Origin of the sequence: Arcicella rosea (assembly GCF_014204325.1) — a bacterium.
GTDB lineage: Bacteria > Bacteroidota > Bacteroidia > Cytophagales > Spirosomataceae > Arcicella > Arcicella rosea_A.
In genome coordinates this window covers 100,227-113,299 of sequence record NZ_JACHKT010000013.1, presented here as the reverse complement: position 1 = coordinate 113,299, position 13,073 = coordinate 100,227, and the positions used below count along the sequence as shown (strand labels likewise).

Below are 13,073 nucleotides of genomic sequence, written 5' to 3'. Positions count from 1 at the left end.
AAGAAAATAGTCATGAAAAAAATATTGTTAATTGGATGTATCATTGGTAGCCTTGCCGCTTGCAAACCTTCTGATGATTTCCTCGACCCAAAAACAAATGCTTTAACCGAGGAAACGGTTTTTAGCGATAGTACTCGTACAATGGCTTTCTTATTTCGTATTTATAGCGACGTGGGTTTTAGCTTTAACAAAGGCCGTTGGGATTCTCACGGAAATACTGAAGAAGCAACCGACGACGCTGAATATCGTTACTCTGGTACTGGTCAAAAAGCAGTTGTACTCTACAGCGGAACGGTAAGTCCGACCAATTTTCCATTCTTTGAATTTTGGTCAACACCTTATACCAATATCCGTAGAGTAAATTTATTATTACAAAAATTACCACAAGCACCTTTATCTGCCAAACTGAAAACTCAAATGGTGGCAGAAGCTCGCTTTTTGAGAGCGTGGTATTATCATTGGCTATTAATTAGTTTTGGCGGTGTGCCTTTGGTGAATGATAAAGTATATGAAATTACCGATTTTATTAATGAACCTCGTAATTCTTATGCAGAATGTGTAAGCTACATAACTAGCGAATTGGACGCTGCTGCGGCACAATTACCAAGTAAAAATGAGTATTCTGAGCAAGATTATGGACGTATCACAAAAGGTGCTTGTTTGGCATTAAAAGCAAGAGTTTTGTTGAATGCGGCAAGTCCATTGTTCAATGGTGGTGCTGAAACACAAAATGCTGATTTAGCTAAAATTGTAAGTAACCCAACCTATGATGTAGCACATTGGCAAAAAGCGGCTGACGCTGCATTGGCAGTTATCAATTCAAACGAATACAGTTTGTATAAAGATAATATCACTGCACCAGGTAATGGTTTTGCACAAGTATTTTTGGAAAGAGTAAATCCAGAATATATTTTCTTCCAAAACCGTCCTGCAAACCGTGATATGGAAGGTTTTTATAATATGCCAACCAGAGGTGGTGGAAATAACGCTGTACCAACTCAAAACTTGGTAGATGCTTTCCCAATGAAAAACGGAAAAGCCATTACAGACGCTACTTCTGGTTATGACCCGAAAAATCCTTATAAAGACCGTGACCCTAGATTTGGTTATTCTATCGTCTATAACGAATCTTTATATTACTTGGCTTCTGCCAATGCACTAAGACCCGTTTATACACATGAAGGTGCTGCTTCAGATGGATTTACTGTGTCAGGACAAACGACAGGATATTATACTCGTAAAATGTGTGATGTAAACATTTCTGCCAATAGTAGTTTTAATACTAACAGAGGCTGGCCTTTATTACGCTATGCCGAAATATTATTGAACTACGCCGAAGCTATCAACGAAACTGGAAAACCAGAATTGGCTTATCCTAAATTGATTGAACTTCGTGAAAGAGCAGGTATTGAGCCAGGAGCAAATAATCTTTATGGTTTGAAAGCGGGCATGGCAAAAGAAGAAATGAGAGAGGTTATCAGAAATGAACGCCGTATCGAATTATCTTTTGAAGACCACCGTTGGAATGATATTCGTCGTTGGAAAATTGCGATGGTTGTTAACAATGGTTTCAACAAGCGTATGAGAATTATCAAAAACGGAACAACTTATACGTATGAAGTAACTGAGTCTATCAGACGTCATAATTTCCGTCCAGAAATGTATTTATTACCAATTCCAGATTCAGAAGTACGCAAAGCACCAGCAATGCTACAAAACCCAGGATGGTAATTGTGAGTTTTAAGTTGTAAATGAGTGAATTGTGGATAAATAGAATATAAAACCACAATTCACTCAATTTATTACATTAGCTATTCTAGTTCATTTCCTGCAAAAGCCAAACATTGCATCGCTGCTAAACCCCATTGGGCTACGCCATTGGTAGAAATTGCAATGCCTTCCTCTACAGGATTCAGTACTGTTGGTCCAACTAATTTTTTAATTTGAATAGATGGCTTTTTAATACCTCCTTCTCCTCCATAAAACTCTTTCCAAGCACGTTTTCCTAATTCAGCATTTTTACTCCGTTTAGCAACAAAGGCGGTTAGACGAGCGTGACCTTGTTCTAAATTCAATTTTTTCAAACTTTCGCCCAACGCTGCTATTTGTTCTTCTGCTGTGCCATTGTATAATTGACAATACTGTAACCAAGCTTTTTCAAAAATAGGCATATCTACTACATCAATCAGTTCAGCACAAATTTCAGCCAAGCCAAACACAGCACTCAAATGTGAAACCGACAGTTTTTTAGCATCTTCCTGACGGAATTTCCCTGTTGCCAATTCCATAATGGCACCACCTGTCAAAAAGCCATGAGCTTGTTCAGCAATGGTACGCATACTGTTGAGTAATTTGGCTTTTACTTGTTGGTTCTCAGTACGCTCCCATTCTGTGAGCCAAGCGGCCGACAATGCACCCCAGTCTGTTCCAAAAGAAACACTTGCTAGTTCGCCTTTAGGGTCTGATTCAGGTGCTTTTTGTCCGATTTTTCTTCCTGGAATAATCGTTCTCAGTGTTCTATCAGCATTTACTTGCTCTCGCATCAAATCCCCTACTCTTTCGTCTGCCGTTAAGTAATAATAAAAACGACGGTTGGCTGCCGTGCTGATTCTCAACTGTTTGGCACTACAACCCCAGTGTTGTACATTATGGCGAGAACCTAGCGGACTAAAACGCCCGATATGATGCACATCTACTTCGCCCGTGTGGCGAGTCATGGCTTCTGCCATTCTGAAAACATCATTTCTGCCTGTTCTCAAGAAATAATACCAAAGCCATAAATCTGTTGAAAGTTCTGAATTATCCCAAGCAAAACCGCCTACATCATATTTCCAAACGTGTCGGTCGTTATCATAACTGTGCATGACATCGCCAAAATTCCAGAAACCATACCAACGACGTTGGTCGATTTGCTTTTTATAATAATCAAAGTAAAAATCTAGTTGATTTTCAATCGCTTGTTTTTTGGCTGAAGCAGTTTTTTCAGGTACAGAAAAAGCACTACCAAAAATTCCTACTTGAGCCAAGTATTCTGGCGAAGCCACCAATAAAGCTGGTTCTTGAATCTGCTTGGCAATCTCTACCAAGTTTTCGCCAGAAGGTGTTTCAGCTAAAACCCAAATTTGTACCTCACTGGTGCGAGCCACGCCAAAAGGTCTGCCGAATTCTGGTTCATAATCTTCATAAGTAATATCTAAAGCACTGTATTGTTTTTCGTGCGTGTCTTCCCCCATTCCATCATGGTAAAAACGTAAATCCATCGCTGGCGATTTGGGTGCCCAAAACCATAAAGTTACTTCTCCCTGTTCTGTATGAGCATTTTTAATATCAATTTGTGCAGGAAAACTTTGCCAAAAATTTCGGATTCCAAAAGCAATTCCTCCTTTTGGCGTACCGAAATAGCCCGTTCCGCTGGCACGCCCACCGAATGCAGATTGTATCCACGAATGTCCCGCTTTCGTTCTTTTCTGAATATCAAAAGCATCTGGCGAACCTTGATATAAAGTATAATCTCCAAAAGCGGGAATGTATTGAATGTTTTTCAGCACATTATCAGGCAATTGCGTAACCGACTTCCCTCCTATTTGGGCATCTAAAGCGGTTCTTCCTGCATCTCTTCTCAAACCTGATAAACCTTGTACGGCTTCTGTAAAAACGCCTGAGTTTTCTCCAACAAAACGGATATGTCTATCATACAAAGCTTCTTTCATAGGCACAGAAAAGCGAATGCCCAAACCTTTGATAAAATCTTTGTTTTCGTCGCCATCATAAATAATGGTATGAATCATTCGGATAGATTCCGCTTCTGCATAGAAGTACAAACGAAGGACGAAAGGCAATAAACTTTTAGAAGCCGTATTTTGATGCGAGCCTTCAATCTTCACAACAGCTCTGATGTCGCCACTTTGTTCAATACTTACTTTATCAATTTTTCCTTCAAAAGTATCAATTTTAAATGTTTCTCCAGCTTCTACATTATCTTGAACAGACAAAACCAATTTGCCATTTTGTGCTATTAATTGACCATCTCTTTGTAAAGAAGTAATCAAGGTTTGTCCTTTTTTATTAATTTCACATTGAATTTTTCCTGTGTCAATTTTGATGCTATCCGCTCCTTCTTGAATCTTTAAAGAAACCGTTGGTTTTACAGGTGTTCCAACTTTCAACTGAATATTATCAGCTAATTTTTCATTTTTACTGATGGCATGGGCTGTCCACTTTAAACTTCCGTCTGGCCAAAATGCCAAAGGCCAAGTTTGAGTAGGAATATCGTTTCCATTACTTTTTAAGGTAAATTCTGTTCCCTTTTTATGTAAACCTTTTGCCCAAGGTGTTCCCCAAGTCGTTCCTCTGAAAAATGGAGAAACTTGTTTATCTAACCAAGCTAAAGACACTGCATTGGGTTCTGGAACGAAAACAGATTGATTTTCTTTCGAAAAATCAATAGAAGAAGACAAAGGTAAACCTGCGGCAATCATTGAATTTTTAACAAATGATCGACGAGTAAACGAAAAAGGTGATTTCATATATTGTTATTTTGAGAGTTAGCTGCTGAGTACTTTGACTGTCATTTTGAACTTCAAACCTATTGGAAAAATGCAAGTTTATTGCGCTCAGCTCAAGGCTAGAAAGCAAATTAATCTGTATTTTTACCCAATTTTAACCTAAAACTATTGTTTAAACGCCATGAATAAAAGAAATTTTGTACTTATTGTCTCTATACTAAATATACTAATCGCTTGCAAGCTTCAAATTCATCATAATAAAATCCTTTTTTCTGAAGATTTTCAAGGAGTACTCAATCCTAAAAAATGGGTTTCAGAAATAGAACCTCTGCCCAATTCTAAAGTATATACTATTGATAATAAGCTTGTTCTGGATACAAAAGGTGGTGTAAGCGTTTGGTTCAATCAAAAACTAAAAGGTAATTATATGATTACTTTTAAACGAAAGTTTGTTTTGAACGGTGGCGTAAACGACCGCCTTTCGGATTTGAATGTTTTTTGGTTGGCAGAAGACCCAAAGAATACCAATCTCTTTACTCGTACTGGAAAATTTGAAGACTACGATAATTTAAAAATGTATTATGTGGGCATGGGCGGCAATACCAACAAAACAACTCGTTTCAGAAAGTATGAAGCAGGAGAAAGAAAACTTTTAGCCGAAAAAAGCGAAGCCCAATATTTATTAAAGCCCAATCATGAATATCAAATCAAAATTATCGTTAATGATAATATGACAAGCTTTTGGGCTGATGATGAAAAACTTTTTGAAGCGAAAGACAAGCATTTTCCACCAGCATCTTACTTTGGTTTTCGTTCTACTTTCTCGCATCAGGAGATTTCGGATTTTAAGGTGATCGGTCTTTAAGAAAGCATATTACTCTCATTATTAAAATATTTAAACTCAAAAACTACATAACGAATGAAAAGAACTATCGCACTTTACCTATTTTGCCTTCTTGTTTTCGGAGGAAAAATGACCTTCGCCCAAGGCAAAAAGCAAAATGTTAGCTCCAAAATTGAGCAAGTAACCGTTTTCACCAGTGGTGCTCAAGTGAGCCGAAAAGCCAAAGCAAATCTACAAGCTGGCAAAACCGAATTAGTTTTTTCGGGCATTTCTCCCAACATTGATGTACAAAGTATTCAAGTAAAAGGCTTCGGAAATTTTACCATTTTGTCGGTTATCCATCAAACGAATTACCTCAACGAACAAAAGCGACGTGAAGAAACTTCTACGCTAGAAAACCAACAAGCAAGTCTAAAAGCTAAATTAAGAGTTGAAAAAAGTATGTTGGCAGTCTTCAAAAACGAAGAAACCATCCTCACTAAAAATCAATCCATCGGCGGAAGCAATACTGGTGTGAAAACTACAGATTTAAAAGAAGCTGTTGATTTTCAAAGAAATAGACTTTCGGAAGTACTCTTGAAACAAATTGAGTATGAAAAAACTATCCAAAAAATAGACAGCAGTATTCGTACAATCGACTATCAGTTAAGAGCCCTGAACAATAACAAAGAGTACGCAACTAGCGATATTTTAGTGACTGTTTCAGCTAAAGAAATGGGTAGTTCTTCTTTCGATGTAAGCTATTTTGTAAAAAATGCAGGATGGTTTGCTACTTATGATTTAAGAGTAAAAGACATTAGCAATCCGATAGATTTATCGCTCAAAGCCAATGTATATCAAAGTTCTGGTGAAGATTGGAAAGATGTAAAACTCACTATCTCAAACGGTGACCCAACCGAAAGTGGCATCGCTCCGAATTTAGAACCTTGGTATTTACGTTTTGGAGAAACCCAATCAATGGCATTTAGCTCACCAGTAATACATAATGCCAACGAAATTTCAGGAAAAGTAACTGAAAGAGGCACAAATTTACCTTTACCCGGTGTAATGATTAATGTAAAGGGAACTACGATAGGTGTTTCAACGGACTCAGAAGGAAACTATAGTTTAAAGCTCCCTGAGAATGCCCAGTACTTAGTTTTTAACTATATCGGTTTTAAAAGACAAGAAGCATATATCAATGGTAAAATCATCAATATTGCTTTGGAAGAAGATAAACAGGAACTCAACGAAGTAGTAGTGGTTGGCTATGGTGTTCAACATAAGAAGAGTATGACAGGTGCAGTCAGTACTATAAGTGCTGCTCGTTCTGCCCCATTAGTTGCTACAGAAAAGTATCAGCCCACTACTTTAACTTTTGAAATTGAAATTCCTTATACGATTTTGAATGATGGTAAAATGTATTCGGTTGATATTAAAAACCAAACTGTACCAGCATTGTATGAGTATTTTGCTGTGCCAAAAATAGAAAAAGACGCTTTCTTGACAGCTAAGTTAATTGACTGGCAAGACCTTAATTTATTGGAAGGTGAAGTAAACCTTTACTTAGAAGGTGCATATTTAGGTAAATCAATCCTCGATGTTCGTCATGCTGGCGATACACTCAATATTTCTTTGGGAAGAGACAAAGGCATTATCATTGAACGAAAAAGATTAAAAGAATTTAGCACCAAGCAGTTTTTGAGTAATTACAAAAATGAAAATAGAGGCTTTGAAATCAGTGTAAGAAATAATAAGCAGCAAAGTATTAACATTGTTATTCAAGACCAATTCCCGATTTCAACGACGAAAGAAATTACGGTGGACGAACAAGAGTACAAAGATGCCACGCTGGATAAAGAAAGTAAAATACTTACTTGGAAATACCAGCTTCCAGCCAAGCAGGAGAAAAAACATATTTTGAAATATAGCGTTAAGTATCCTAAAAATCAGGAGGTTAATTTAGAGTAAAGTAACATATAGTCAAACAAAAAGCGGATTACTCTTATCGAATAATCCGCTTTTGTTTTTTTACGAGTTTTGAAACAAAACTCGTAATTCATAGGAATTGATAGGTTTAGCTGTTAAACAATAACTAGTTCAACGAAATAAAACGATCAGAAGATGATACTGGTTTAGTTGTTCCAACTTGTACATTCTTCACGATTTTTGTATTTCCATCGCTGATTTCAAAGCTATATTTACCATCCTCTAATTCTTTTAAGTCAAATTTTCCGTGGTAAACTGTTTGTTTCTTACCGATGTATTCGGTGTGAATTACATTTCCATCTTCATTTTTTAAAAAAACCGTTACGTTTTTTCCTGCTAATTTTTCAATCATTACATTCATTTTCAATGTATTAATTGTTTGGTAAACGCCTACTGTAAAAGTTTTTTTAGCGTTTGTAGCGTCGTTAGTATCTGTACTTGCATTAGCAAAGAATGATACTGTTGTGAATAAAGCGATTGCGAAAGTTTTTACTAAAGTTTTCATTTTCTTGTTTTTTAGAAATTAAAATTTATTTGAAAGTTTGAGGTTAAATGCTTAATATTTACATTTTTTCAATCATGCCAATAGTATTAACAGAACTATGCCAAAAAACACAAACAGCTGTTTTTCAATAACTTAATATTTTTAAACAATTATTAAAGTGTTCGATTTTGTTACAGTGACTGTTCGATTTAAGGACGATTTAGGCTTTTCTACTTATAAAGAAAAGTGATACATAAAGAGCAGAATTGGGGATTTAGTATTTCTCGTTCCCAAATTCATCAAAACCTCCTTCATTTAAAGCCATTTAATTACTTTATTCTCGAAAAATTCAATTTTTAATAGCTAAAACAGGGATGAAACTTAGTGAGTACAGAATGCAGAATAAGTAATCTCACAGAAGCTTTGTGTTCGTAAGTAAAATATTACAGCAGTTGTTTTTGTAGGAAAAATGTTGGAGATAATTTGTAGAAATTTAAATGAATGCTGATTTACTTTTGCCAAAGAAGTACTCAAAAATCGTTGAAGCGACGGTTTTGGTCTAAAAAAAAACTCCTTTTGATAAGATTACCAAAAGGAGTTTTAAAAAATCAATTCACTAATTCCAACCGCCACCCAGTGCTCGATAAGTATTTACAAGGGCATTCATTTGTTGCATTCTGGTTTCAATCAGTTCCATTCTTGATTCTAAGACATCACGCTGAGTCAATAATACTTCCATGTAATCAGCTCTCGCTGATTTAAATAACTTGAGCGATATGCCTGTTGATTGTGTAAGTGCCTGCACCTGATTGTTCTTCATCGTGTAGTTTTTCTCCAAATTATCAATATTTGATAATTGGTTGGCTACTTCGATATAAGCATTCAGAATGGTACGTTCAAAATTATAAACAGCTTGTATCTGCTTAGCATTGGCATTTTTATAAGTCGCCGTGATAGCATTCTTATTGATTAATGGACCAGCTAAATCTCCTGCCAAAGAAGACATCAACGTCTGAGGAATACTTGCCAAATAAATAGGATTGAACGAGCGTAATCCCAAAGAAGCCGAAAGCCCCAGTGATGGATAAAAATTAGCTTTGGCAACACTTATATCTAGCTTTGCCGCTCCTAATTTGAATTCCGCTTGTCTAATATCAGGTCTATTTTCCAATAATTGAGATGGAACACCCGCATACATTTTTGTTGGAATTAATTCATTAAAATGTTCTGAATTCCTTTGAACGTGTTGCGGGAATCTACCTACAAGGAAATTAATACGGTTTTCAGTCTCAACAATATTTTGTTGAATTTTATACTGAAGACTTTTCGTTTTAAAAACCTCTGCTTCAAATCTACGTACTGCCAATTCGCTTACTTTTGCCGCATCTTTTTCTAATTTAATAATCGTTAGAGCATTATTAAGAATATCAATGTTTTTTTGGATAATGTCTAATTGATTATCCAATGCCATCAATTCATAATAAGAATTAGCAATTTCAGAAACAAGATTAGTAACTAAGAAATTTTTCCCTTCGACAGATGCTAAATAATTAGCAACTGCCACTTTTCTAGCATTACGAAGTTTGTGCCAAATATCTACTTCCCAACGGGCAAAAGCACCCAAATAAGTATTGGGTAAGATTTCGGGCGTTGCTCTACCTGGTTTTATTTCTGAAATATCATCACTCGCTCCTTGACTGGTATATCTTGATGTTTTGTCAACACCAGCTCCACCGCCAAGATTCACAAAAGGTAAGTATTCCCCTTTTCTAGCACTTATTTCGTTCTGAGAAATTTCAATTTCTTGTAACGTAATGTTTAATTCTTGATTATTATGCAAAGCGGTGTCAATCAATGACAATAAATTAGGATCTGTAAAATAATTCTTCCAAACAGTTTTTGCTGTGTTGGTAGAGTCCTGAGCGTTATTAAAACGCTCAGGGGTATATTTACTTTCCTTTTTTTCAACGATGTTAACGGGTACGACACAAGCCGAAACCGATAATGCTAAGACAAAGAATCCCAAGCATTGGTGGGTGATTTTATTGCTTATTGTTTTCATTATTCTTCTTCGGGTTGGGGGAAACTATCAATTGAATGAACAAAGTCTTCAGATAATGGGTCATCATCTTCGTTTTTAATCAGCTTTCTACCTTCTGCCAAAGTACCAAAAATGTAGTACAAGCCCGGTACGATTATTACGCCGAAAACTGTTCCGAAAAGCATACCGCCAAGTGCCGACGCTCCGATGGTATGATTACCAATTGCCCCAGCACCATGTGCAAGAATCAACGGAATCAAACCTGCGATGAAGGCGAAGGATGTCATTAAAATTGGACGGAAACGTACTTTTGCACCTTCGATAGCCGCTTCTCTTACAGTAAAACCTTCCTTATGTTTCATCATGGCAAATTCTACAATCAAAACTGCATTTTTACCCAGTAAACCAACCAGCATGACGAGTCCTACTTGTGCATAAATATCGTTTGCCAAGCCCATCAATTTCAGTAATAAAAACGAACCAAAAATACCCGCAGGCAGTGAGAAAATTACCGATAATGGAATCAAGAAACTTTCATACTGTGCTGCCAAAACGAAATACACAAACACAACTACGATAAGGAAAATGTAAATGGCTTCATTTCCACGCATTGTTTCGTCTTTTGAAAGTGCCGCCCAGTCAATATCAAATCCTTGTGGTAAGGTTTCTTTGGCTACTTCTTGAATCACCTTAATGGCTTCACCACTACTGTATCCTTTTGCAGGAGCACCTCTGATGGCGGCGGTATTGTACATGTTGTAGTGGTTAATTTCGTTTGCTCCCTGTACTTTTTTGATTCTCATAAAGGCAGAAAACGGCACCATTTCATCACGATTATTTTTTACATACAGTTTCAAAATATCCGTCGGAAGTCTTCTATATTCTGGTGCTGACTGCACGAATACTTTGAAAAAACGTTGGAATTTAATAAAACCGAGTTCGTAAGTACTACCAATAAAAATCGACAAAGTATTCATGGCATTACCGATAGAAACACCTTTTTGCATCGCCAATTGGTTATCGATTTCAATTTCATATTGCGGATAATTCGCACTGAAGAAAGTAAATAAGCCTGTTAGCTCTTTACGTTTTCCCAGTTCTTTCATGAAATCATTTTTTACTCTTTCCAATTGTTTATAGTCACCAGAGTTGGTTTTATCTAACAATTGTAAGGCAAAACCACCCGCTGCACCATAACCGGGCACTGCTGGCGGGTCGAAGAATTCGATGGTCGCTCCGGGTATTTCCTTGGCTCTTTCTTCCAATTCATAAATGATTTCATTCACCGAATGCTTGCGTTCCGACCAAGGCTTTAAGTTAATCAAACAAGTACCTGCATTTGAACCTCTACCTTCTGTCAATACTTCATAACCAGCGATTGATGAAACCGATTGTACGCCTTCTACTTTTTGAATGATTTCTTGTAATTTTCCAGAAATATCATTGGTTCTTTCCAAAGTTGAACCCGGAGGCGTTTGAATAATGGCGTAAATCATCCCTTGATCTTCAGAAGGAATAAAGCCCGAAGGTAAAATGGTAGTTATCCCAAAAATACCACAGCTGAAGGCGATTAATATTCCGAATGTAAGTACTCTTCGGTTTACAATTAGCCTTAATAAACCCACATATTTACCCGTCAGTTTTTCAAAACCGCTGTTGAAACTATCCAAAACTCTGTTCAACCATGTTTTCTTTCTTGGTTTTCCATGATTATTTTTCAAAATCATGGCACAAAGTACTGGCGTAAGCGTAAGGGCAACGAAACCTGAAATGACGATAGAGGTTGCCATCGTAATCGCAAATTGTCGATAGAAAATCCCTACTGGCCCAGTCATAAAGGCTACTGGAACGAATACGGCTGTCATTAATAAAGTAATGGCAATTACCGCACCGCTGATTTCACCAATTACTTTTCTGACGGCATTATAAGGCGAAAGATGTTCTTCTTCCATCTTGGCATGGACGGCCTCGACGACGACAATCGCATCATCGACCACAATACCAATCGCTAATACTAGGGCAAAAAGCGTAATCATGTTGATGGTCAACCCGAAAAGTTGCATAAACATAAACGCACCAATCAAGGAAACAGGCACAGCAATCGTAGGAATCAGCGTTGAACGCCAGTCGCCCAAAAAGATAAATACCACCAATGCCACCAAAATAAAAGCATCTCGTAAAGTATGAATTACGTTTTCGGTGGAAGCATCAAGGAAATTAGAAACGTCGTAACTGATTTCATAATCCATTCCCGGAGGGAAAGATTTTTTTAATTGCTCCAACTGTTCTTTTACTTTTCCAATTACTTCACTGGCATTACTACCATAAGTTTGTTTCAAGACAATCGCCGCTGATGGGTTTCCGTTTAGGTTAGAATAAATATCGTAATATTCACTACCCAATTTTACTTCTGCCACATCTTTTAGGCGAAGAATTTCACCATTTGGATTCGCTCTGATGATTACATTTTCGTACTCTTCTGGCTTACTAAATCTATCAGAATACGCCAAAACATACTCCAAAGCTTCCGAACGACTACCATCGCCTCTCCCTATACGTCCCGCTTTACCAATCACACTTTGGTCGTTGAGGGCTTCCATTACTTCATCTGGTGAAATATTATAGGCTCTCATACGATCTGGATTCAGCCAAACACGCATAGCGTATTGGCGGCTACCCAAAATTTTAGCTTGTCCCACACCATTAATCCTTTGTAATTCAGGAATCATGTTAATCCCTGCATAATTGAAAAGGAATTTCATGTTGGCGTTTTTGTCCTTACTGAACAAATTAACGTACATCAACATACTTGGCATGATAGGCGTAATTACTACTCCTTCCCTCTGTACAAGAGCAGGTAACTTATTGGTTACCTGTTGAACACGGTTTGAAACCTGCACTAAAGCTTCGTCTGGGTCAGTACCCAAATTGAATACAATTTGAATATTTGCCTCACCAGCACTGGTAGCATCGGAAGTCATGTATTTCATGCCCCAAGCACCATTGATAGATTGTTCCAAAGGAATAATCACTGATTCTGCCAGTGATTTGGCACTTGCACCCGGATAAGATGCTGAAACCATTACCATCGGAGGAGCAATTGAAGGAAACTGCGAAGTAGGCAGTGTCTTGATTGCCAGTACGCCCATAAAAATAATAACGAGCGATAATATGATGGCCAAGACTGGTCTCTTGATGAATTTATTAAACATATTATTAGTTTTTTGAATC

Annotated in this window: 7 protein-coding genes; 3 read left to right on the top strand and 4 right to left on the bottom strand. The window is 37.1% G+C overall.

Going from position 1 to position 13,073, the window contains the following annotated elements:
• Positions 1-12: 12 nt before the first annotated feature.
• Positions 13-1,731, top strand: a complete 1,719-nt coding sequence (locus tag HNP25_RS10630) for a RagB/SusD family nutrient uptake outer membrane protein (RefSeq protein ID WP_184134020.1) — start codon at positions 13-15, stop codon at positions 1,729-1,731.
• 80 nt (positions 1,732-1,811) lie between these two features.
• Here the strand turns inward: HNP25_RS10630 and HNP25_RS10625 are convergent, their stop codons facing one another.
• On the bottom strand, positions 1,812-4,526 hold the full coding sequence (locus HNP25_RS10625) for an exo-rhamnogalacturonan lyase family protein (protein ID WP_184134018.1): 2,715 nt from the start codon (positions 4,524-4,526) through the stop codon (positions 1,812-1,814).
• A gap of 160 nt (positions 4,527-4,686) precedes the next feature.
• On the opposite strand from HNP25_RS10625, the gene HNP25_RS10620 reads away from it, so the two are divergent.
• Both HNP25_RS10620 and HNP25_RS10615 read left to right on the top strand, forming a co-directional pair.
• A complete protein-coding gene (locus HNP25_RS10620) occupies positions 4,687-5,370 on the top strand; it encodes a DUF6250 domain-containing protein (protein ID WP_184134017.1) in 684 nt (227 codons plus the stop codon).
• Positions 5,371-5,424: 54 nt separating this feature from the next.
• Positions 5,425-7,299, top strand: a complete 1,875-nt coding sequence (locus HNP25_RS10615; protein WP_184134015.1) for a DUF4139 domain-containing protein — start codon at positions 5,425-5,427, stop codon at positions 7,297-7,299.
• Positions 7,300-7,423: 124 nt separating this feature from the next.
• Here HNP25_RS10615 and HNP25_RS10610 read toward each other — a convergent pair whose 3' ends face one another.
• From HNP25_RS10610 to HNP25_RS10600, 3 genes are all read right to left on the bottom strand, one after another.
• The gene (locus HNP25_RS10610; protein WP_184134013.1) at positions 7,424-7,822 is read right to left on the bottom strand and encodes a hypothetical protein; all 399 of its coding nucleotides are present in this window, start codon (positions 7,820-7,822) and stop codon (positions 7,424-7,426) included.
• A gap of 595 nt (positions 7,823-8,417) precedes the next feature.
• On the bottom strand, positions 8,418-9,863 hold the full coding sequence (locus tag HNP25_RS10605; protein WP_184134012.1) for a TolC family protein: 1,446 nt from the start codon (positions 9,861-9,863) through the stop codon (positions 8,418-8,420).
• Positions 9,863-13,054: an efflux RND transporter permease subunit gene (locus HNP25_RS10600; protein ID WP_184134010.1), complete on the bottom strand. Its 3,192-nt coding sequence runs from the start codon at positions 13,052-13,054 to the stop codon at positions 9,863-9,865. Before HNP25_RS10600 ends, HNP25_RS10605 begins: the two co-directional genes overlap by 1 nt.
• Between the last annotated feature and the right edge of the window lie 19 nt (positions 13,055-13,073).